The organism is Pseudomonas sp. SZ40, assembly GCF_052958135.1.
In genome coordinates this window covers 195367-218432 of sequence record NZ_JBQWIF010000003.1, presented here as the reverse complement: position 1 = coordinate 218432, position 23066 = coordinate 195367, and the positions used below count along the sequence as shown (strand labels likewise).

11 protein-coding genes and 2 pseudogenes are annotated in these 23066 nt (G+C 56.8%); 5 read left to right on the top strand and 8 right to left on the bottom strand.

What is annotated here, in order from left to right; translation table 11 throughout:
* Position 1: 1 nt before the first annotated feature.
* From ACT9T4_RS04700 to ACT9T4_RS04690, 3 genes are read right to left on the bottom strand one after another with little or no spacing between them, the layout of a single operon-like run.
* Positions 2-3562: a DEAD/DEAH box helicase family protein gene (locus ACT9T4_RS04700; RefSeq protein ID WP_499115743.1), complete on the bottom strand. Its 3561-nt coding sequence runs from the start codon at positions 3560-3562 to the stop codon at positions 2-4.
* Positions 3563-3571: 9 nt separating this feature from the next.
* On the bottom strand, positions 3572-6355 hold the full coding sequence (locus ACT9T4_RS04695) for a DISARM anti-phage system protein DrmE domain-containing protein (protein WP_499115741.1): 2784 nt from the start codon (positions 6353-6355) through the stop codon (positions 3572-3574).
* On the bottom strand, positions 6352-12870 hold the full coding sequence (locus ACT9T4_RS04690; RefSeq protein ID WP_499115739.1) for a hypothetical protein: 6519 nt from the start codon (positions 12868-12870) through the stop codon (positions 6352-6354). Before ACT9T4_RS04690 ends, ACT9T4_RS04695 begins: the two co-directional genes overlap by 4 nt.
* Positions 12871-13245: 375 nt before the next feature.
* Between ACT9T4_RS04690 and tnpB (ACT9T4_RS04685) the strand changes: the two genes are divergently transcribed.
* From tnpB (ACT9T4_RS04685) to tnpC, 3 genes and pseudogenes are all read left to right on the top strand, one after another.
* Entirely contained in the window at positions 13246-13413 is a 168-nt protein-coding gene (gene tnpB / locus ACT9T4_RS04685) for an IS66 family insertion sequence element accessory protein TnpB (protein ID WP_499115737.1), read from the top strand.
* Entirely contained in the window at positions 13362-13607 is a 246-nt protein-coding gene (gene tnpB, locus ACT9T4_RS04680) for an IS66 family insertion sequence element accessory protein TnpB (protein WP_499115735.1), read from the top strand. Before tnpB (ACT9T4_RS04685) ends, tnpB (ACT9T4_RS04680) begins: the two co-directional genes overlap by 52 nt.
* An 18-nt stretch (positions 13608-13625) precedes the next feature.
* Positions 13626-15158 (top strand): annotated as a pseudogene (gene tnpC / locus ACT9T4_RS04675) (IS66 family transposase).
* Positions 15159-15612: 454 nt separating this feature from the next.
* Here the strand turns inward: tnpC and ACT9T4_RS04670 are convergent.
* The gene (locus ACT9T4_RS04670; RefSeq protein ID WP_499115733.1) at positions 15613-16890 is read right to left on the bottom strand and encodes a DUF6602 domain-containing protein; all 1278 of its coding nucleotides are present in this window, start codon (positions 16888-16890) and stop codon (positions 15613-15615) included.
* A 133-nt stretch (positions 16891-17023) separates the two neighbouring features.
* Here ACT9T4_RS04670 and ACT9T4_RS04665 point away from each other — a divergent pair.
* Positions 17024-17835: pseudogene (locus ACT9T4_RS04665) on the top strand (IS3 family transposase).
* Positions 17836-18098: 263 nt separating this feature from the next.
* On the opposite strand, the gene ACT9T4_RS04660 reads toward ACT9T4_RS04665, so the two are convergent.
* From ACT9T4_RS04660 to ACT9T4_RS04650, 3 genes are all read right to left on the bottom strand, one after another.
* Positions 18099-18350: a hypothetical protein gene (locus ACT9T4_RS04660; protein WP_042552669.1), complete on the bottom strand. Its 252-nt coding sequence runs from the start codon at positions 18348-18350 to the stop codon at positions 18099-18101.
* 185 nt (positions 18351-18535) lie between these two features.
* Positions 18536-19912: a GntP family permease gene (locus ACT9T4_RS04655; protein WP_042552668.1), complete on the bottom strand. Its 1377-nt coding sequence runs from the start codon at positions 19910-19912 to the stop codon at positions 18536-18538.
* A gap of 157 nt (positions 19913-20069) precedes the next feature.
* On the bottom strand, positions 20070-20588 hold the full coding sequence (locus tag ACT9T4_RS04650) for a gluconokinase (protein WP_499115731.1): 519 nt from the start codon (positions 20586-20588) through the stop codon (positions 20070-20072).
* Between the two features lie 191 nt (positions 20589-20779).
* On the opposite strand from ACT9T4_RS04650, the gene gntR reads away from it, so the two are divergent.
* On the top strand, positions 20780-21805 hold the full coding sequence (gene gntR / locus ACT9T4_RS04645; protein ID WP_042552666.1) for an HTH-type transcriptional regulator GntR: 1026 nt from the start codon (positions 20780-20782) through the stop codon (positions 21803-21805).
* A 129-nt stretch (positions 21806-21934) separates the two neighbouring features.
* Here gntR and ACT9T4_RS04640 read toward each other — a convergent pair whose 3' ends face one another.
* Positions 21935-22951 carry a zinc-dependent alcohol dehydrogenase family protein gene (locus ACT9T4_RS04640; RefSeq protein ID WP_499115728.1) on the bottom strand — a complete coding sequence of 339 codons (1017 nt, stop codon included), beginning with the start codon at positions 22949-22951 and terminating at the stop codon, positions 21935-21937.
* Positions 22952-23066 lie beyond the last annotated feature (115 nt).

Genomic DNA, 23066 nt, shown 5'->3' with positions numbered 1-23066 from the left:
CTCACCGGGCCAGGGCCATGAAGACTTGGTCTGCCGAAGGGTTGACCGACTTGATCAGAATCTGGTTCTCGATGTCCCGGAACGAGCGGAACGGAGCAAATCCAAAAATATCGCCCAGTGCATCCCTCAGCTTCTGATCGTTCTTACTGCCGGGCCAGCGCGCCAACTCATAGAGCGCGTTGTCCACACGTGAGATCAGCGCCGCGTTGAAGCCTGCTATGACGCGTGAATCGAATTTGCTGTTCAAGGCTGCCGGGATACGCAGGGCGTTAACCACCACGGTCTTGATTTGCTCTGCTGCAGTCTTTCCAATATCACTGCGCAGCAGCGCAACCAGGTGGGTTACCTGGTGGTTCAACTCGCCCCCCCATGGTTGTTGAGGCGCCCAGTTGAGAAGCACCGCAGACATGATCCCGGGGAGCGTGCGGTCGATGATGTTCGGGGCAAACCGGTTGATGGGAACCGAGTCCACGAGGCGATCAAGGAAGGTGTGGTAGTCGCCGAAGTTCATGAATACGCCGGACTCGAAAAGCTGATGAGAGGAGAGCACGCACAGGACGATTCCTGGATGAACGCGACCACTTCGGGCAGAAGCCTGAATATACTCGGCTGTCGATTTCGGCCAGCCTGCGACGATCATAAAATTCAGTTCCGCGATGTCGACGCCGTGCGACACAACGCTGGTGGCGATGATGTGCCGGCAGGTATCGTCCGCGTCTTTGCTTTCAACATGGCGGATGGCGTCGAGGATCATGTCCAGCCGTGTCTCACCATCCAGCAAGCGGGCTTTTCGCTCGACATCAGTCCTGGAGTTGACTTCCTCCATGTACCGCTGGATTTCGCTGATGCTGCGTTTGCTGTTGGCGTACACGAGATCAGTGTTCAAGTTTTTTTCGATGTAACGCAGGGCGTCCTCGGCTTGGTCACTGCCAAGGCCAATGGCTTGAAGGAGTTGCCCATCGCTTTTTGCTAGCTTGGTTCGCCAGTCATCGACCTGATCCAGGAATCGGGAGCTTGCCTCTGCCACCGCCTTCATGGCGACTCTGCTGCGACCGATTGGGAGAATGCCTGTGAACCATCGACGAATCAGCGCTGAGCCTGTTTCAACATCCTTCGCTTTACGGGCGTAGAAAGACTCGCCCTGGTTCACGCCAGGGGCTGGAAACCGAACGGCATTGCGCAGGTACAGATGATGAATGTGGTCTTCAAAATCTTTGATCGTTGCCGTTGCCGAAAGCACTTTAGGCGCACGACCGCCATGGCTGATCTGCAGCGCGTTGAGCAGCGTCTCGTAGTGAGCGTCGAAATTACCCAACGACTCGCGCAGCAGGTGTAGTTCGTCTTGTACCAGGAATGAAAATCCTGGGTCTTTCATGAGGCCGATAGGCACTACTCTGATGGTGCTTGTCCGGGTATTATTGCCGCACTCGACCGCTTCCCATTTATCGCCCTGCTTCCCGATGCGGCGATGCTCGCATTTGGATCGCTGAGAGAATCCGTGCTCTGGGCAGAAGAACCGGGCGCCGCCAAAGAAATTGACGAACCGGTGGTTGTGGCCGATGACGGCCAGCTTGTCGACGGTACCGACCAGCACCGAGGGGAGATACCGGTAGCATTCTTCGTCTGATACATAGATTCCTATTTCGCCCTTGATGCCCTGGCCATGCTCGCCAGGGTCGGCCTCACAGTTAGACCAGCACTCAGGGTTGTTGCACACATGCTTGATGCGGGCCTGCGCCATGTCCGTTTCAATGCTGATCGACCCGACGGTACCGCAATATGGGCAGTCGGTGATGAATTGATACGACTTGAGGCGATCCCCACTGAGCGATGGTAAGAAGCCTTTGTATATGTCTTCCCCGTAGGTGCTGCTGATGCGATTAGGCGTGCCTTCCCCTGTGTAATAGCCAATGGTGAGCGGCCATCCACCGAGCCGTTCGCGATGACGGATCTTGTTGGTCTGAGCCAGCACGTAAGACAGGCGTTGGAACTGCTGCACCGACAGCATACGCAGGGGGAAGCGCAGCCAGGCAGTTGTGCCGTGTTCGCGCCCCTCCAGTCGACTGTAGAGCAGCGCCATGCTGATGATGCCGAGATACGCCTCAGTCTTGCCACCGCCGGTGGCGAACCAGAGCACATCGGCTGTCTCCATGCTCCCTCGTAGCTCATCCAGAGGAGCATGGCGTTCGTAGACTGATCGGATCTGAGTCAGAATGAACCCTAGCTGGAACAGGTGCCAACCGGTGAATTGTTTACCTTGGATCTTGATGGCGGCGGCCATCGCTTCGTTCATCCACTGGAAGCATTGGCGCAGGTCGCCATGTTCGCGCAGAAGATCAATGCCATCGCGTATCCGGGCTGTTTCCTGGCGGAAGGCCTCCCGATCAGCCAGCGCAACATCTCGGTCGGCCATCAGTCCAGCGGACTCCAGCGCACTGATGCGTTGCGCCCACTCTCCCAGATAGCGTTCCTGAGCCTTCAAAAAGCTGTCGCAAACCAGTAGAGGGTCACGCGCGAGTAACTCATAGCTTGGGGCATACTCCATCTTCATGTCAGCCGGCGATGGCGCCTCAACACGAGGCTGAGCGAAGGTGGGCATCCCATCTGTCATGAATTGGTTCTTGTCGACCTCCAGTACTGCGCAACTGATGCCATAGCCTGGAAGACCATCATCATCCCGGTACCTGTATTCCTCGGGCTGCAGCCGATGTGGAACCTTGTGGCTCTGGCCTGCGGTGAGCTTCACCACCAAACGGGCATCCAGGAGATAGGGCGAATCAACACCAAACGCGCGAGCATGCTCAGTGGTCGTCTGATTCTCCAGAAAGACTTCCAACAAGAAGCTACCGTTGGCACTCGTTCCGAATGCCGAAGGAGTAGGGCGGAGGCGACCTCGCAGATTGACTCCATAGTTCAGGATCGCGCTTCGGTCGCTGATGATTTGCTCATGAACCGTGCGGTTGAGGCTCACCTGATCGACAAGGGCGGTCTCGCTCCAGTCGAAATTGAAGCGCGCATTACCGTTGGCGTTGGTCTGGCAGCGACGCATCACTCTTGGGTCGCTCATCCAACGTTGTTGTTCATCATTGAGAATGGCCGACATCTCAGTTCTAGCCGATATCCACTCGTTGGGTTTCCTAGGGTCTAGATCCAGGATGATCGAAGAGAAACTGATGGAGTATCGCTTGAACGCTATGGGAAGGGTCTGAGCTTTCTTAGGCGAACCTTCTTCCAGCACGAGGTTTTCCTCCATGCTGCGCAGATCAGGGATGTAGCGATGAACTACGTCGAACTGGCCACCCAACTCACACTTGATCACACCCTCTTCATCGGGAGAGACCAGCACCACAATACCAATCGAGTTCGGGGGTTGCGGCCCGGTGTAGTCAGGATCAGGGGCTGGGCCAAGGCAGCCAACCAAGCTGAGGCGAGTGGGCTCGATGCCGTCATACAGCTTGCCATCCGGCGGTAGTACATCCACATCCTTGTCGCTAAGCCGTAGGCGCATCTCTTTCAGAAAAGCTGCCGTCAGCCCCATCTTCTGCCGATAAGTGAGATCCATCATTCGTCCTTAAGATTGAGTGGTTTCCAGGTGTTTACCGGCGTGATGGATCACGAGCAGCTTGTCATCGGCGTCCCATTCGTAATGAATGCGCAGGGTGCGTACCGGGTCGCGAGCATTGCCCAGGCAAAAGTGCTTGTTCATGTCGGCGGGCTTGCCCTTGTACCTGCGATCGTCCGCATACATCCCCATCGTGACGGGGGACATCTGGGGCTTGAAAACGATAAGCTCCTGTTCGAAATGCTTGAGCACTTCGTTAAACCGGATCGTCCTGTTGTTGTAATGGTCATAGAGCTGCGTGGCCATGAGCGACAAGCACGTCCTAAACCTTGTGACATTCCCGTACACCGCGTCTCGCATCGATTTGACTGCCGGGTTGGTCAGGCAGATGCGTCCCGGGTGGGCTTGGATAATGTCGTTCGCGATATCAATCAGTGCCTCATCTTTTGACGCGACAACGTGAACGGAGGGGGCTCGTATTGACGATACCCGTGCGATTTCGATCATGTCGTCGAAAGCATGGCCATCGACCTTCAGCTGGCCAATCTCGATGGTCGTCGCACCTTTACCGCGTTCCAGAATCGCCTTGCGAAGCTCCTTGCCAATTTTTTGGTGAGCTACACGTAACTGCTCGATGCCGTTGCTCACATAGACCGAAGCTTTTTCGGGTTGCTTTGTGCCGGAGAGCCGGGCAAAGACTGTGACCGCTGCTCGATCACGGGGGCCGTAGACCTTGTGACGGTACCAACTGGCAACCGTGGCATCGCCTACCGTCACACCTTCCTTGCGTAGGTGGATTTGAACCTGCGCTACTGACATTCGAGCACTGACGCCGTCTACCATTGTTTTCCAGCGGCCTGCGGCACGAAGAAATTGCTGCAGGCCTTCCGAGACAGCCACCATCTCGAAAAGTGTTTCTTGTGTAGCGATTCGCTCGTCTGTGTGCTTGAGCAATATGATCTGGTCACCGGCAGCGAGATCATCCGGTTGGGTCGGGTGTATTTCCTCCTCCCGTAGCACAAGCACCGGACGAGTTTTGCTCCAGGGCAACTCTGCATCTGCCCCTTCGATGGAGATCCACACCAGGTCGGGAGCTAATGCCTCTCCACCCTGGACTGACGCCTTGGGCTCTACGGGTTGCTCTACCAGTAAGTCGAACCAGTTCTCATACTCCATATCGAGTGGTATCGCCACGTGGCGTACGCGGGGCGGGTATTGGCTGCAATCCGGGTAGTAGGTTGGCTCAAGGGCCAGTGATTGCGAATCGGTTTCGAGATCTTCGCAACGGCGGTCAGTCCAACCTAGCTGCCACTGCGTGAGCTTGTCGCCGTCTCTGTAGCTCTCGGCGCCATGGTTGATCCACCAAAGCTGAAGCATCCGCTGAAGGTACGGTTTCTCGTATTCATAGGAAGGGATCATCAACCGCCTGCAGGGCGTCGCAAGCCAGTGCTGTCTGCTGGGCCACAGCATCCCTGTGATAATCACGTCCGTAACGGGGCCACCATACTGCCGATAAGCCTTCACGCCATCCATGGCACTGATCTGGATCGTGCCGCTCCATCCCTCATCAAGCTCACTGTCGAGCCAGTCCTGTAGGGCAGTTACTTCATGCGGACTACCACACAACACCAATGTGGCACGCTGCTCAGCAAAGGCCCCCTGGAGATGCTTCAGCAGCCATGCCGCTTTTCCAGTGGTGGACTCCCCAAAGAGTTGATGTACACCCGTCATTTGGTTAATCAGGTTGCGGGAGTTCATGTCCGACTGCGCGTACAGCGTGCTTCCTTGTCCCGCGATTTCCAGCCATCGCTCCAGGCAGCGAATGGGATAAAGGCCCGGGCGTGTCGCCGCTTGCAAAGTGCTTTCCAGATACCGCAGTGGGACGGGCAACTCATTGAAGCTGCGGAAGATTTTTCCGATGACAGCCAGGCGGTCTTTCAGCACCACGTCTTGCCGTTCAAGCTCTCGCCTTAGTCCAAAGAAGCGATCAGCTATCTGTCCCAGCTCAGCGTTGGCTCTGGCATCCTGAATTACCGTCAACGCAAAATGGCATCCAGGTACGGCAGGAGGGTGCAGCAAATGCTTGTCACCCAGCCTCATGAGCCAAAGGTGACTACGTGATCCGTTTGTACGCATCTTGCCCAGGGACTCGTTGTCCCCCAGGGAGAGCAGAGTAATTCTGGGAACCTGCGGAAAGCTCTCTTCTAGCGCGCTATCAACGGCAGCAGCGTTGTCATTGCCCCCTCGGGTGCCGTCAATGACGAATATGAAAGGCTTGCTACCTCTGCCTATGGTTTCAACCAGATCCATCACGCCGGATGAACCATCGACTACGAGGGTCTGAGATGTCGATGCCTTGGTGCGTTTGGTATCCGAGCCTCGCAGCACGCGAGCACGCAAATCAGCCACTCGTGAAATGTCATGGAAGCCGGCCCGGGGGCGTGAGATGAACACGACGTCTGGCGATTGCTCCATGTTCGAGGGGTTCAGCCAAGGCGAGCGAATGCCTCCCTGCAGGGCGTCCATACGGATGCGGTGAAGGTACACCATCAGTCGGGTCAGGGCTTCCCCACCCAGCACCGGGAGCGCTATAGCCATTGAACGGCCATATTTGAGTGCTCTGCCGGCCATGGCGAAACTTGCGCACTCGGCGCTGTCCGGTGCGGACAGGTTAATCACGCCCCAATACTTGGAATCCGGATTGAGCAGGTCACTGGCCGGGACAGAGCCCCAGGCATCCTTCATTGCCTGAACCCAGCCTCCTTGGCCTGCAATCGCTTTGGACATGTTCATGCCCTGGCTTCCTGAGGTGACTTAACGAGAAGGGCGGCCTTGATGCTCTCCGGAACGCAGTAGAGGCTCTTCTTCGAACTACTTTTGCAGGGCACAATCAAGCGCAAACGAGACAGCCAATGACGAGCTTGCTGCGGGTTGACGTGACCATAGGACTCCATGAGTTGAAGCTCAAGATCGTCCTCGTCGAATCGCTCCTCTTCGCATAGCGCGCTCAGGACAGGCTTGGCCCATTCCACTGCATAAACACCGGCCTTCTGCAGGAATTCCTCCATGCTTTTGGGCTTGGCATTCAGTAAAGAGGTGTAGGCCTGGCCAAATGAGCTGATACGCACCACATCGGATTTTTTGTCCTTGGCCGTGAGCAATTTGTCCAGCGAGAAGTACCAACCTTGGCTGTACTTCTCCAGGGTCGCCACCGATGTGGAAGTGTTCTCTAGCTCAAGCTTGTTGAGCAGGTGCGCCAGGGCCGTTGTCTTCCACACATCCAGTGCGATGAACGGCTGCTGGGACTCTCGCCCGGCGATCAGCTCTGGGTGCGACTCCCATTGCCAAAGCGCGCGCGGCGTCATCAGGAACACCAGCCGGACTCGGTTGCGTTTGGCATTGCTGTGCAGCCTTGCCTCATGCGCAACATCAAGCAAGTCCAGAGTGTTGGTCAGAGGACGATCACCCGTAAGCTCCACGAACAGCATGATGTGCTTGTGAGCGGACTGAACGTTAAGCACGCTTTCATGCAACAGCTTCTTGAAGTCGCTGGACGATCCCAGCTCCGTGTCTTTCTTCTGAAATGCGTGATAGCGACCGTAGTTATTGTTGTTGATGACGGGCTCTTCCTCACCGATCGCCAGCAACGATTCTTCCATCCACTGTGGGTTTAAGCCCAAGGCTTCAGAGCCTGTGATAACGCCTACCGAGTAATTCGAGGAGCGTGCCTCGATCACTCCTGCCAGAGGCTTCTCTCGCGCATCTTCACTGATGAGCAGCTTCTCATCTCGCAGCGTGAGCGGAGAGGGGCGGGTGGCGTTTTCAGGATAAGCGTGAGCTGACAGGGGATCGTTTTCGTGAATCGCGTCTACAGCTGCAAAGAGCTTGTCAGCGATCTTCTGGGGCCCGCCTACGAGGTTCATGATGTTGGCGTTACGCAGCGCATATTCCTTACCGCCCTCAGCGCGTCGCATGTGCTGCAAAACACCCAGGCCGCAAAGCTCATCGAGGAAGGCCTCGAACTGGGCTTCGGTCATGGGTTCAAACAGTTGAGGTGCCCACTCTTCAACGATTGCCTTCGCTCGGCTCGGTGAGAAGCTGCTCGTGCTCTGTGCGATCAAGCTGTAGGCGATCAGCTTGTAGCGCAGGTCGAGGTTAAGGGTGATGTCGAACCGGTCGCAAATCAGCTGACGGATGAGTGGATCCTTGCGAATCTGCTCAATATCGTCAGCTGTGATAGTGGTCGAGCCAATCCGTCGATCGTGTCGAGCGCTGAGCATATGGATCAGCTCATGGCAGACGATGTGAATCAATCCAGGGTGACGGTTTGTTTCGACAAGGATCCGGTTCATCAACAAGGGCGAATCAAATTCATAGCCCAGGTAGCCAAGCGGCTCGCGGATGAGCTGCAGGGCTTCCGCTGGGCTCATAATTGAGACCTGGATCGCACTGCCAAGTTGATGCAGCGGATAGTTCGGTGCATCCGCGAATCGGCGAACGTTCTCAAGTCCGGCAATGACGACTTTGAAGCGGCCATTGCTGTTGTTAACCAAGCCGCTCAGCTCGCGGAAGATCCGGAAACCGTTGGCGGCATCAAGACCTAAGATGGGGTCGATTTCATCCAGGCACACCATCAGAGAGTCGGGATTGTCCTTGCGGAAATAATCCGAAAGCGCAGTCACCATTGCCGCCGTATCGAGCCCGTAAGAAGCCTTGATCAGCCCGCTCGAAACGGCGTCATTGTAGATCTTGCCCCAGACATGCTTGCGGTGCTTGTCCAGCTCATCGCCCGACAGATTCGCCCGGTCGAGGTTGCCATCCATCTGGTGCAAGAACGCATGGCGATGCTGCTCAGGGTTGTGGAAGCACCGTCGCGTCTCGTTCAGAAGGGTGGTCTTGCCTAGCTGACGGCCCCCAAAGATCATGGCAGCACCGTTGCGCATGGTTATGAGCGACTTGATGTCACTTTGGCGACCGTAGCGCATTTCAGGAGGCGCAGGCTGCATCTGGTTTCCGGTGTACGGGTTGCTGAATGTCCACGGTAAACTCAGTTGCAAGAACGTCTTGAGACGGAATTGTTCGGGTACCCCAAGACCGGCAAGCATGGCCAGCAAAACGGGGTCGACATGCAGCAGCGTATGCTTCTGCTGCTTGGAGAATTTTGCCAGCCCGTTTCGCTCCTCGTTGGAAAGCTCCCGCCCGGAGATGAGAATCGTGCGGTCGTAGAGGAAGTGGGTTTGCTCTGTAACCAACGCGCGAAGCTCTTCGATCGTCCAATCCGTCGTTGCCAGCAGGATATTGACGGCCTGGGCTTCCGATTTTTCGTTGAAGAACACGATCCCGCGCCCAGTGTCGCGTGGTTTTACGGTCATGCTCAGGTGTGAAATCCTCCCGTGGGAGGTAAACCCTGTGCGCCTCGGCGTGTCGCTAGTAAAGGTAGGGTGAACAGCCTCCAAACCCATAGCGTAGAAGATCTTCACCAGTTCTTCGTAGGTCGATTTGTCCAGCGCTTTGACTCGGCGGCGCAGACCAGCCAGATCTTCAATGGCCGATTTGAAGTAGGAGGGCAGCGACTCCAAGGACAGTCCATCGATGTGTTCGCTTGCAAGGTGTCGGACGACTTCTCGCTTGTTTCGACTCTCGGCAAGTACCGAGTGCAGCTTGGGTTCGAGTGTCAGGAAGCGCTTGAGCAGCTCGGATCCACTTTCGGTGTCGCTCTCCAAGGCGGATCCCGATTCCAGGGAGTACTTGAGATGGCCAAGCATCTCCTCGGCGACTGTGGTGTCGTGTGTGCTCAGCGCTGAGCGGATTTGAGCCAGCCAGGCGGCGGGCACCCAATCGACGCCTCGGTCGACCAGCGCCTGCTTGGTCAGAGCCTCCAACGATCTTTCAAGCTCCTCCCTTTTGAAGCTGAATTTGGCAATGATGCTGGATTGCAGCTCATCGAGGCTTGCGTGAATCTCGCTCAGGTCGTCCAGCATCCGAAGGTTCTTGAGCTGATCTTGCAGGTGTTCGAGCTCACCGGTGAGTTGATAGTGACGTTCATCATCAATCAGGGAGGCGATGTTCGCGTCATCAAGTAGACCGCGCATCTCTACGCTGCGGGTGTTGCATTGATAGACTTCTTCCGAGAACAAGCGCTTGATCGCCTTGATGTTGTCTGTCACCGACCCTTTGTGTTCGTCCTGGTGATTGAGGGTCAAGAGCAGGGCGTGTCGAAAATTCTTGCGTTCCAGCGCCTGCTCGGCGAGCACCAAGTTGTCGATACCGTTCTCAAGCATTCCCGTGAGGGAGGCGAGTTGATGCTGTGCGTCATCGTCCGTTGACGTCGCCAACCACTCAGTCGGCCACTGAAGCCAGCCACTGACCCGTGAGATGTCCCAAACAGTATCGTCGTGCCGCTCCGCAACTTTGGTGATGCGCTCCAGTGCGCTGATGGCAATTCGTAGGCCGGCGTGATGCTCTAGGTCTGCCGTGCGGCCTGCGCGTTCTGTCAGGTGGTTGGCAGCTGCGCAGAGCATGGTAAGTAGGCGCGGGGCGAATTTGCTGACTTCGCTGCTGCACCGACCTTGAAGGTTGTGACCGTCTACCCAGAGGTCTGCAATCCCCACAATTTCATCCATGGATCGCAGGAACCAATTTCGAGCGTTGCCCTCGATCTGCGGGACGGAAGTGCTCTCGTTCATCACCTTGTGGATCTCAGATGACATGAGGCGATTCTGCTCTTCCTTCTCACGATAGAAGTCAGCGAAAGCCCGTACTTCATCTACTCGACTGGCGTCATCTCTGGTGATGCTTTGGTAGGTTAGCTCAAAGTCATCGCGTGCCAGGCACTCCTTCATCGCCTTGCGCGCCGGAGCCCAGCCAGTCTGCTTGTTTAGAATGCGGTCATGCCATTCCACGAGGCGACCCGCCAGCTTGCTGCGCGCCTCTTTGTCATGGCTCGTCGGTTGCTCACGCAATGTGTCGAGGTCGAGACGTGTATTGTGGCTGGCAAAGTTGACCACTTCTTCGATGAGCTTGGCGGTCGCGCCGTCGAAGTAGTGGAGGACGGATGAAAGCAAACGCGGTGCGTTGGTCATCGTGCCGCAGAAAAGCGTCGGCTGCAGTGTGGCGGCAAACACCAGGTAGGGGGCGACACGTCCACCCCGACGTCGATCCATCCAGCTCTCGATAATCTCGGAGGAAAGCTGGTTCATGCTTTGCTGAACCCGGGTGACGGTTGCTGAGTCGCCGCGCCACACGTGCATGCCCTGATAGGCCGCTTGAACCAGTGGGAGCGACAGCAAATCACCTGCGACGCCTATTCGCCCGGCCAGCTCCAGCGTCTTACTCGCCAGCGGAAGCTGTCCTTGCTTGATCCACAGCAGGGCTATGTTTTCCACCGCGATCGCGGGCATGACATCCATGGTCTGCTGGCAGTGCTCCAGGCGTTCACGAGCCTTATCTGGAGCGCTCAAAAATTCGGAGACGTTGACTTCCTCATCTGCTGGTTCAGGGGAAGCGGGTGTGTCTGATTGATCGAGCTGGATTACGTCGTCGTCCATGGTGCCTGATAGGACGATATCTTGCGGCTCTACAGTCTCTGCAGTGTGCGTGAGCTCAGGCTCAGGTCTTGCTTCCATTTCAGATTCGAGGTGGTCATCGGCTTCTGATTCATTCGGGCTTTCGGGCTCTATGAGGGCAAGCGTTTGCGATTCCTCAGGCTGGTCGAGTGGAGTGGTGCAGTCTTCAATGTTGTCCGGGTCAGCTACCTCATCAACCTCAGCCGTCGACTGTGTCTCCGGTTCGAGTTCCGTATCGGTCTCGTGAGCGACGGTGTGCTGTACGACTTCCTCCACGGTGGTACTAGGTGTTGACCATGCCTGGATCGCCGCCTTTGCGGATGGGTGATAGGCGGTGACAGTGAGGAGGGCTTCATGGCCGTCAGTAGCCAGGGTGTCAATGTCGTAACCGGGCGGCAACAGTAAACTGCAACCTTCCTGTTCAACCTCTTGCAGCTGTTTTCTGGTCTTTACCCGCGCTTCCTCAGTAGCTGTGATGCTATTGCGGATCTCGCTCTTTTCACGGAAATTGGCAGCGTTAAGCTTCTCGCCAAGATCAACCAGCTCACTTTCGATTTGGCAGCGAAGCGCTTCTGTTTCCACGAGCCGGGCTTTGACGTTCAGCGACTCAGACTCTCGCTGCTCGGTCAGGTCGCCAAGAAGCGTCTCAGTGACCTCTTCCTGCAAGCACTCGTCGAGGTATTCCAGCCAGGCCGTTCTGAAAGCCACCAGGAATTCTTCATCAGCGAAAATCTGCAAGGAGAGATCGCGCCCGATTCCGATCAGAACGTCGACGCACTCGTTGAGAATTTTGCGAACGGCGTCCTCGCTGAGTGAATACTCCTGCCTCAGGCGAGGCAGATTTGAAGTGATCAGCGCCTCGATCTGCTCGGCATACAGCAGGTTGCCGGAATCGCTTTTCGCTTGCTGCGCGAGCTGGAAAAGTTCGCTGTAGAGATCGTAGAGGCTAAGGGGCTTGGCAGTCGTTTCTGAACATGCCCTCGAGTCTTCGGTCGCCTCTATGGTGGCCTCCACCGCTTGATCCGCCGTCCTTGCTAGGCGCTCATTTTCCAGCATGATGGAGTAATACTTCATCAAGCCTGGCTGACGAGTCACGAATATCCCCAGCAACTCATTGCCAAATGGCGTCGCTGCAGCATAGGCACCGTCTGCCAGCAGTTGTCTCTGACTATCGTTAAGCGAGTCCCATCCTTCCAGCTGATCCAGTAGAACACCTACCATCCCACCCAGAGGCTTGAAGTACTCACGGCGCTTGACGTATTCACGTTTTTCGCTTTCCAGGGTTTTAGCCGACTCCACCCACTCCAGCCGTTTGGAGAGCATGGCCTCAAGCGCTTCTCGATCCTCTTGGGTGAATGCATTGAACCGTTGAGCGACTGCGCTTGTGGGCTCAAGCCAAGTTGAGTCGATCGCGCTGAATATGACGCCTTCCCAGCTGCGCACACCGATTACTCTCTTGGCTTTCTTTTGGGAAAGCACATGGAGGTTGTGGAGGTCGTTGAGTAGAAGCTTGAAGCGTCCAGCGGATGTCTTTTGAAAATCCGACAAGCGTGAGCCTGGCTTTAATTTCGACTCCAATCGGCGGATCGCACGGCTAATGCCAATCATTTTTTCGAGCACCGAGATGTCTGGCTTTCCTGTCTGGGGATTCAGGATTGTCTGGTCAGGGAACCCAGTGCCTTCGGCTGAGAATTGATCAATCAGGGCGTCATCGACTTCGACGGTGAAAATCAGATTAGGCATTTGACTTCCGTATCAGAAAGAGGGGGTGGTGGGCAGCTCTAATACAGGCAGTGGAGGTCGTTTGCCCTGTGCTGAGGGAGCGCACTGCCGTAAGAAATGGAAAGAATAATGGCTGAAAGCTACTACACAGTGAATAGCTCGGCTAGCCATGTTTCCGGGCTATTCGTCGAGTAAGTGCGGCTCTGGTCGAAATTTGTAAGCGTGCATGACTGCGGCCACCATTTTTGCAATGTCTACTCAACTTTGGTCGATAGGCCTGCATTTCAGTTGGCGAGCGTCTAGTTTGTTTTGTATCCGCTCCATGACCCCCACATTCCAAGCGAATAGCTAACACCCGATGCTGCGCTCCCGATTTCTTTCTGGAGCCTACTCGCTATGATGCGCCCCGACGCCAAAGTCGAAAAAGTGTACCTCTACCCCAAACCCGTCGACTTTCGTAAATCCATTGATGGCCTGGCCGCGCTGGTCGAACTCGATATCAAAGTGGCGGTGTGTTCGACCCGGTGCTTTTCGTTTTCCTCAACAAGCCGCGCAACCGCGTGAAGATCTTGTATTGGGAGCGCAACGGCTTCTACCTCTGGCTCAAACGCTCGGAGTCCGAACGCTTCAAAACATCGCCCGACGCCACCGACGAAGCCATTGTCCTGACCGTCCAGGAGCTGAACTGGTTGCTTGACGGCTTTGACCTCTGGCGCAACCGTCCGCATCAAGTTTTAACACCCCGATTCGTCGCCTGACTCGGTATAATCCGGGCCATGATCTCAGTGCCCGATGACCTTCCCGATGAGCCTGCCGCGCTCAAACAAATGCTTGCGCAGTTGCTGGCTGAGCGCACGGTCGACAAGGGCCAGATCGTCGATCTTCAAGAGCAGATCAAGCTGCTGCGCGACCGGCTGTTCAATCGAAAGTCCGAGCAGACCGTCGAGCCCAACACCCCGCAACTGGCGTTGTTCAACGAGCCCGAAAATCAGTGTGTGCCTGCCACTGATGATGCTGATGAAGACGTCGTTGCGCCGACCAAGCGTCGTGGCAAGCGCAAACCGTTGTCGGCAGATCTGCCACGTATTGAAGTCATCCATGATTTGCTCGAGCACGAACTGACCTGTGCCTGCGGTTGCCGCAAGCATGTGATCGGCGAGGAAACCAGCGAACAGCTCGACATCGTGCCGATGCAGATCCGCGTACTCAAACATGTGCGCAAGGTCTATGGCTGCCGTGGCTGCGAAACCGCGCCGGTCACCGCTGACAAACCCGCTCAGTTGATCGAAAAGAGCATGGCCAGCCCCAGCGTGCTGGCCATGCTGCTGACTACCAAGTACGTCGACGGCTTGCCACTGCACCGTTTTGAAAGCGTACTGTCCCGCCACGGTATCGAGATTCCACGATAAACCCTGGCGCGCTGGGTGATCCAGTGCAGCGAACACTTCCAGCCGCTGCTCAATCTAATGCGTGACCGCCTGCTGGAAAGCCCGGTGATCCACTGCGATGAAACGCGGGTGCAGGTGCTCAAAGAACCGGATCGCGACCCGACCAGCCAGTCTTGGATGTGGGTGCAGGCCAGTGGCCCGCCTGATCGTCAGGTCGTACTGTTCGACTACACCGCCAGCCGTGCGCAGGAGGTGCCACTGCGCCTGCTGGAAGGGTATCGCGGCTACGTGATGACCGATGATTATGCCGGTCACAACGCGCTGGCGTTGCAGCCTGGTGTCGAGCGGCTGGCGTACATGGTTCACGCGCGACGTAAGTTTGTCGAGGCGCAGAAGGTGCAGCCCAAAGGTAAGACAGGGCGCGCCGACATCGTGCTGGCGATGATCAACAAGCTTTACGGCATCGAGCGTGAACTCAAAGATGTCAGCGATGAACAGCGGCTCATTGGCCGCCAGGAAAGAAGCCTGCCGATCCTTGGTCAGTTGAAAAGCTGGCTGGATAAAACGCAGCCACAAGTGACGCCACAAAGCGTACTGGGCAAGGCAGTGCACTGTCTGGCCAACAACTGGAGCCGGCTGGAGCGCTATGTCGAAGCCGGCCATTTGCCGATCGACAACAACTTGGCGGAGCGCGCGATCAAGCCGTTTGTCATCGGTCGCAAGGCGTGGCTGTTCAGTGACACGCCCAACGGTGCCACAGCAAGTGCGCAGATATACAGCCTGGTCGAGACCGCAAAGATCAACGGCCAGGAGCCCTATACGTGGCTGCGCCACGTACTTGAGCGATTGCCGCACGCCTCGTCAGTAGCAGACTACGAAGCACTGCTGCCGTGGAATTGCTCACCGGAGATGCCACGGTAAACCGAGACCCCGCCTTGTGGTAGGTGGGGTTTATGGATCGCACTCTTTGTTTTTCTGTGGTAGGTGACTTGGGAGGGTGTTATCTGTCTTGGCCGGAAAGCGCGCTAGAGGCCGTTCGATAAAAAACGGCACCCACGGCAATCGGGGATGAAATGCAGTTATTGCGCCTTGAAGCATTGTTGGGGCTATGAGTTGCTCGTGATTAGTTCGAGCGCAACGCCGGACACTAAGGTCATCCTTGCCACCGTCAGGGGCAGGGAAGGTGTTCGGGTAAATCTCCGGCCTATAGGAGCAATACGAGGTGGAGGTTTTAAAGGAAGGATCACATTACGCGGCGCCCCTTAGTGACCTTACATCAGCTCTGAGCAGAAGGTCGGCACGGGGTCGTCCAAATGTCGCTTCCTGGATGGCAGCGACTTTTTAAAGGCTTGGTTTATCCTTCATTCAGGAGGTGTTACCGTGCAGCATGCATGCTCAGCCAGCGTGCGAAACGCTCACCAGCATTATCGCCGCAGTAGAATTCGCCTTTGATCTTTGCGACTCCCCATTCGCCTGGGCAGATGGACAGCTCAGTATCGCTTGCCAAGATCGCGCGCCCCTTCAGCAAGGAGCTAATTGCATCTTGAATGTTTTGGATTTGATTCTTCTCCAAGTAATCAATGAGCTTAGTAGAGTTAAAGGCCTGCGGGCCATTGATGTGGAGCCATCTGAAGAAGTCTTTTTCAAAGGAGGATATTTTAAACGGTTCCCAATTTCGCTGGCTGGCGCCAATCTCTGGGATGGGTGCATCATTGAAGCTATGGATCCAGCCGGATCGACCCTCTTCTCGCTCGATTGGTTTGCTGAACATTAACGGGAAATTGGGTTCTTCGTCCAAGTCCAAGCCTCTATCCAGAGCGACTTTCAGGAGAAGTTCAACCCGGTCATACAGAAGTTCCAACACCAGCAGCAAAGGGTTTACGCTGCTAGAGGCGAGCCAACACCATCCACCTGCTTCATCGTGCCAAAATCCTTGGTACGGCATCCCGTTCAGTTTGAGGATGGAGTAGCCATCACTGATCATCAGGTTTGGCATGTTGACAACGCCGTAGCCGGGAACTTCTTCATTGTTTTTGTAGAGTTTGAACAACCCGTTACGCAGAGCTCGTTCACTTTGGTAGCCATTGTATCCAATGGCAATGCGTAATGGTGTCAGCCAGTCTCTGACGAGGTTGTGGTAGACTACACGCTGTGGCGTGGGAAGGTTCGCATTATCCTCGTAACGACCAGGTAGCCGGCCAAAGATTGACTGAAACTCTTGCGCTGGTCTTGCCGTTCCAAATTCTAGGGTGCCTTGCTCTTGCAGTCGCGCATAGTGTCTTTTTGAGAGTTCAAAAACTTTACCGAGCTGCGTATATGCGTTCTGAAGTTCGCGAGAATATAGCTCTTTCTTGACTTCGAATACGGCGATTACTTGTTCAATCGGGTAGGAGTAATCCGGTGTGCAAGGAATTTCTTTGCCTTCTCCGAACACGACCATGCAGTCAATCTGATCCGTTTGCTCGTCACCGGATGTGATGATTCCAGACACGACTCTTACGTCGTGGCAGGAAAGGTCGATTTGTTTGAGGAATTTTTTCGTCAAGCCTTCATACATGTTTCCGATCAAGGTCTGATTTTTCAGCCCTTGACCGTTCAGAATAATTTTTTGCTGTTCGACGAGTTTTTGAAGGATATCCGCTAGAACTTTCATAATCTATTACTTCCTGTATGTGTAGTTTGTTGAGCGAATTTTGATGTCTCTATTGTGAGCGGTCTGTATTGTAGTGGTCTACTAACCCCGGACACCTTTTTAAGCAAAAATGATCGCCGCATAGAGGTGTTCGATGAGCAGACAACGACGTACCTTTACCCCCGAGTTCAAGCGCGAAGCTGCCAGCCTGGTGCTTGACCAGGGCTACAGCCACGCTGATGCAGCCCAGTCGCTTGGGTTGGTAGAGTCGGCCCTGCGCCGGTGGGTCAACCAGCTCCAGCAGGAACGAGGCGGTGCCACACCGACCAGCAAAGCGCTGACACCCGAGCAGCAGAACATCCAGGAACTGGAAGCCCGAATCAACCGCCTGGAACGAGAGAAAAGGCTACCGTAGAGCGACCTGATATCCCGAACGTGCTGAATCGAGAGTTTGCCGTCGCATCCCCCAATCAGGTCTGGTGCGGTGATATTACGTACATTTGGGCCGAGGGCCGCTGGCACTATCTGGCAGCCGTTAACGACCTATGTGCGCGCCGAGTCGTGGGCTGGGCGTTCTCACCCAACCCTGACGCTGACCTGGTAATCAAGGCGTTGGACATGGCTTACGAGCAACGGGGCCGGCCGCAAAACGTTTTGTTTCACAGTGATCAGGGCAGCCAATACGGGAGCAGAGCTTTCCGCCAGAGGCTGTGGCGATATCGCTTTAAACAAAGCATGAGCCGGCGTGGTAACTGCCACGACAATGCACCGATGGAGCGGCTATTTCGCAGCTTGAAAACTGAATGGATACCGACGGTGGGCTACATGAGCGCTGCGCTGGCAAAGCAGGATATCGGTCGGTATCTGATGCAGCAGTATAACTGGCGGCGACCACACCAGTTCAATCAAGGGTCAGCGCCTGCGGTCGCTGAGGAAACACTTAACGCAGTGTCCGGGATCAGTTGACCACTACAAGGAGTGTCCGTGATTCGCAACGGTTACAGTAGACGTCAAAAGCGAATTCGTCGAATCAGTAGCTTAGTCAGCTCATGAACATAAATAACATAGCCTGTCGTTTAACATAATATACATTATGCGAACCTAAGGTTTCGCACATCAGAGGCTCTCATCACCAGATTTGGCCTTTCCTCAGTCCAGCGTCAGTGACGACAACGACTGCTGATCGTTGACTGGGACCTTGCTGATGATGAGCCGCTACGTCAGTTCGTTCACTCACGTCCATGATCGAACCAGGCATTCGCCTTGGCGATCACTGCTTTGCGTGCGCTGCCGGGTTCGCTGAATGGACCTGGCACGCTGAGTCGTTTGACCGGCTTGCCTGCGTCGTCGTGAAATGTGGCGATGACCGCTTGTGCGACGCCGCCCGATTCGTTTGCCCAGATGAATTCGAGCTGCACGTTGTGTGTGCCGCTCTTGCTGGTGTGGGTGAATTCCGGGGCTTTGCTGGTGACTGTAGGCATGAAGAACGCTCCGTAGATAATGACGCCTGGCGGCTTCCTGTCGCAGGGTTGCTGGCCGCTTCTTGGCCTCTTGCTCCTCACTGTAGGTTATTGCGCGAATACGTCTAGGCAGTCTGTCCGCAAACCCACCGAAGCTGCGCCGGCAACCATTGCGGTCGTCGGCGAAGCTTCGGTGGCGCCAAGCGCTACAGGATCAGGCTACCGATCACGGCCAGCAGGAATGCGATGCTGCCCAGCAGGGTTTCCATCACTGTCCAGGTCTTGAGGGTGGTTTTCTCGTCCATTTCCAGAAAACGGCTGACCAGCCAGAACCCCGAGTCGTTGACGTGTGAGAGCACCGTGGCACCGCCGGCAATCGCCACCACGATGAAGCACAGGTCGAACTCGCTGAGCCCCGGTGTAGCCGCGACCATGGGCGCTACCAACGCCGCTGTGGTGGTCAGCGCGACGGTAGCCGAACCTTGAGCCACACGCAGTGCTGCGGAGATCACGAAGGCTGCAAGGATCACCGGCATGCCGGTATCCGACAGCGTATCGGCCAGGGCATCGCCGATACCGCTGGTACGCAGCACGCCACCGAACATGCCCCCTGCCCCTGTCACCAGGATGATCGAGCAGATCGGCCCTAGCGCACCCTCACAGACTTTTTCCAGGTGCTTGCTGGTGTGTCGGCCACTGAAGGCGATCAGCGCGAAAAGTACGGTGATCAGCAACGCCACCGGCGTTTTGCCGATCATGCGCAGGAACTGCACCCAGGTGCTGTTGCCGTCGACCGTTCCCATTACGCTGAGGGTGTTGAGACCGGTGTCCAGGAAGATCAGCACCAGCGGCATCAGCAGGATGGTCAGCACCAGCCCGAAGCGCGGCGGCGCTACGCTGTTGTCGCGCTCGACATCGGTAAGGAAGCTGGCTGGCAGCTTGAGATTGAAGCGTTTGCCTGCCCAGAGACCGAACAGATAGCCACCGAAGTACCAGGTCGGCAAGGCGATCAGGGTGCCGATGATGACCAGCAAACCGATGTTCGCGCCCAGCAATTCAGCTGCCGCGACCGGCCCCGGGTGCGGCGGCACCAGAGCATGCATGGCTGCGAAGGCACCTGCGGCCGGCAATGCGTACGTCAACGTCGAACCGCCGAAGCGCTTGGCGACGCTGAAGATGATCGGCAGCATGACGATCAGGCCGGCGTCGAAGAAGATCGGGAAGCCGAACAGCAGCGACGCCACACCCAAGGCGAACGGTGCCCGGTGCTCACCGAACTTGTTGATCAGTGTATCTGCCAGCACTTGAGCGCCGCCGGTTATCTCCAGCAGTCGGCCGATCATGGCACCGAGGCCGACCAGCAAGGCCACGGCCGCCAGTGTTGTACCGAAGCCGCCCAGTAGTGTCGGGACGATCTTGTCGAAGGGAATCTGCGTGGCCAGTGCGGTGAAAATGCTCACCACCACGAGTGCCAGAAAGGCATGCAGACGGAAGCGGATGATCATCAGCAGCAGTAGAAGCACTGCGCCTGCCGCGATGGAGAGAAGCGCCCCTGCGCCGAGAGTCGTGGTCACCTCATTCATGATGAGCGCCCTCCTCTGCAACTGCAGCTACTCGGCAAGACCGAGCACGATCATCTTTCAGGGACAGGTAACGGTGAGCTTGATGGATGGTTTTCATATCGTCTCCACTTGTCTTTGTTATGGGAGAAGCGTGGTTGTGTCGCGTTATCTGCGGGTGTTATCGAGCGGACGCGCGCCACCAGTCAGCGGCCTGCTGGCCGAGCGTATCGATGGATTGCGTCGCATCGAGGGTCAGTGTCGCGTGCTCGCCGTGTGGCGGTTCGAGGGTCGCGAACTGGCTGTCGATGAGGCTTGCTGGCATGAAGTGACCCGGGCGATCACCCACACGCTTGGCAGCTTCTTCACGGGTCAGTTCGAGAAACACGAAGCCCAGACCAGGCACGGCTTCGCGCAACCGGTCACGGTATTTGCGCTTGAGGGAGGAACAGGCCAGTAGCGGCCGATCATGGGTTTCGAGGGCGCTGGCCAGCTCCTCACCCAGACGAGTCAGCCAGTCGGCACGGTCCTCATCGGTAAGAGGAATGCCGGCGCTCATCTTCTCGATGTTGGCGGCAGGGTGAAACTGGTCACCTTCGATCAGGTAACCGCCGATCTTTTCGGCGATCGATTCTCCGACGCAGCTCTTGCCGCAACCGGATACGCCCATGACGACCAGGGCGGTTATTGGGTTATTCATCGTGCAACTCCAGCGGAAGACAGCGCTATCTTTGAAGATCGTGAACATCTGCAAGACGGCGGCTTCGAATGTTGTAAGTGTTGTTCGCCAGGTACTGCTGCTCGGGGCCAGTTACGCAATGCACGACATTGCCAAGCCTTCGAGACAGCGCTACCTTAAACATCAATTACTGCCGATGACAAGCCTTTGCAATGAAATCTCCGACGCACAGCAGTTCCCGTACCCTGGGCATGCCCACGCTGGCAGAGGTCGCCGAGCGTGCAGGCGTTTCCACCATCACTGCGTCCCGTGCATTGCGCGGCGTGGCCACGGTAGGTGCTGATCTGGCTGAGCGCGTGCGCAAGGCGGCCGACGAGTTGGGCTACGTGGCGAATCCTGCTGCACGCACCCTGGCATCGGCGCGCAGTACATCGGTGGTGGTGCTCATCCCTTCCCTGTCCAACCAGTTGTTCATCGAACCTCTGGATGCGATTCACGAAGTGATGCGTCCGCGCGGTATCGAGGTGCTGATTGGCGATTACCACTATTCCCGCGATGAGGAAGAACGGCTGGTTCGCAACTACCTGCCGTATCGGCCGATGGGCATGCTGCTGACCGGCTTCGACCGTACCGAAGGCACGCGGCATCTGCTCAGCGCCAGCCGTATTCCCTGCGTGCACATGATGGAATTGAGCAGCGCGCCCGGTATCGCCAGCGTCGGGTTCTCTCAGCAGGCAGCCGGTGAGGCCGTGGCGCAGCACCTGCTGCAGCAGGGGCGCAAGCGTCTTGCCTACATCGCCGCACAGCTGGACCCGCGGGTGATGCAACGTGGTGAGGGCTTTCGGCGCACCCTGCAGGCGGCCGGCGTGTATGACCCGGCGTTGGAACTGCTGCACCCCCTGCCCTCATCCATCGGTTTGGGTGGCCAGCTGTTCAATGAGCTGATGCAGCGCCACCCGGATATCGATGGCATCTTCTTCTGCAATGACGACCTTGCTCAGGGCGCACTGTTCGAGGCGCAGCGTCGTGGTATCGCGGTTCCAGGGCGTGTGGCATTGGTCGGTTTCAACGACCTGCCAGCTTCCGCGCATACCGTGCCGAGGCTGTCGTCGATCCACACGCCACGCACCGAGGTCGGCCGTGAAGCCGCCAACCTATTGCTGAAAATGCTCGATGGCCGCCCTGCTGCGTCGAGCGTCGATCTCGGCTTCGAGCTGCGGGTGCGGGAAAGCAGCTAGTCGATGAACGCGTCGCTTCCGGTCATCAAACCGCAATCGATTTTCGACATGCTTCTGGCCTGACACAGGGACGTGTCGCCCCAGAAAAAAGCCCGGTCGGATGCCGGGCTTCTTTCGTTCAGGGTTGGATCACTCCAGTGTCAGCGCGACTCGACCGCGATCCGGGCAGGCTTCCATGTAACGGTGCGCCTCGACGAACTCTTCGAACGGGAAGGTCTTGTCGATGCGCGGCTTGAGCACGCCTTCCGCGGTCAGTTTGTTGATGTGATCGAGCGCCCGCTGTACCGCCGCGCAATCCTGTTCGATTCCCAGTTCCGAGTGCCCGGTGAAGTCCAGCACGCAGTGACGGAAGAACTGTAGGTGCTTCTTGAACGCGGCGCAGGCCGGAAACGCGGTGTCGTTGCCACCGTTGAGGCCATACAGAATCAGCTTGCCGCGGGTGGCCGCAACGTCACCGAGCAGCTTGAGCTGCTGGCCGGCGCAGTGGTCGAGGATCACTTCGGCACCCTTGCCCTCTGTGTAGCGCTCGACCTCGAGGACCAGGTCCTGCTCTTCGGTGAAGATGATCTTGTCGGCGCCCAGTTCGCGCAGGAACTCACGGCTGTCCGGCACGCTGGTCGATACGATGACATTGGCGCCCAGCGCCTTGGCAAGCTGTACCGACTGCGGAGCCAGGCAATGGCAAGCCTCGGTGATCAGGACGTGCTGACCGGTCTTGAGCTTGGCCAGGTCGACCATCGCGAAGTAGGCGAACAGCAGGCCGGTGTAGTGCACGCTGGCTTCCTGCGGGCTGAGCACATCCGGGAAACGGGTCAGTGCGAAGCGCGGCACGACCACACGGTCGCCCCAGGTCGGATAGCGATTCGGGGTGCTGGCCGGGAATGCAGCAACCTGTGCGCCGACCTCGAGGTCATCAACGCCCTCGCCCACGGCTTCTACGATACCGGCCAGCTCCGAGCCGACACCTGAAGGTAATTTGGCTTCTTCCGACGCCAGGTTCTGGCGCCACAGTACGTCGCCCCAGCTAACCCCGAGGGCCTGGACGCGTACCAGTACCTCCCCTGCTGCGGGGGTAGGTGTCGGCATTTCTTCGCACTGCAATACGCTGGCGTCGCCGAACTTGTGGAAACGGATCATGCGGGACATCGTCAACCTCAACTGATCGCGGATTGGTTATTCACTGGAATCGACTTTATCTGCTGACCTTCACGTGTACCACCCGGCCCGATTGATAGTCGTCATGCCTGGCAGTGATATAGGC

Excerpts from the sequence above, each read along its gene's own strand:
- ACT9T4_RS04700 (WP_499115743.1), bottom strand. The coding sequence starts at position 3,562 with ATGGATCTCACTTATCGGCAGAAGATGGGGCTGACGGCAGCTTTTCTG.
- ACT9T4_RS04695 (WP_499115741.1), bottom strand. The coding sequence starts at position 6,355 with ATGAACATGTCCAAAGCGATTGCAGGCCAAGGAGGCTGGGTTCAGGCA.
- ACT9T4_RS04690 (WP_499115739.1), bottom strand. The coding sequence starts at position 12,870 with ATGCCTAATCTGATTTTCACCGTCGAAGTCGATGACGCCCTGATTGAT.
- tnpB (WP_499115737.1), top strand. The coding sequence starts at position 13,246 with ATGATGCGCCCCGACGCCAAAGTCGAAAAAGTGTACCTCTACCCCAAA.
- ACT9T4_RS04670 (WP_499115733.1), bottom strand. The coding sequence starts at position 16,890 with ATGAAAGTTCTAGCGGATATCCTTCAAAAACTCGTCGAACAGCAAAAA.
- ACT9T4_RS04660 (WP_042552669.1), bottom strand. The coding sequence starts at position 18,350 with ATGCCTACAGTCACCAGCAAAGCCCCGGAATTCACCCACACCAGCAAG.
- ACT9T4_RS04655 (WP_042552668.1), bottom strand. The coding sequence starts at position 19,912 with ATGAATGAGGTGACCACGACTCTCGGCGCAGGGGCGCTTCTCTCCATC.
- ACT9T4_RS04650 (WP_499115731.1), bottom strand. The coding sequence starts at position 20,588 with ATGAATAACCCAATAACCGCCCTGGTCGTCATGGGCGTATCCGGTTGC.
- gntR (WP_042552666.1), top strand. The coding sequence starts at position 20,780 with ATGAAATCTCCGACGCACAGCAGTTCCCGTACCCTGGGCATGCCCACG.
- ACT9T4_RS04640 (WP_499115728.1), bottom strand. The coding sequence starts at position 22,951 with ATGTCCCGCATGATCCGTTTCCACAAGTTCGGCGACGCCAGCGTATTG.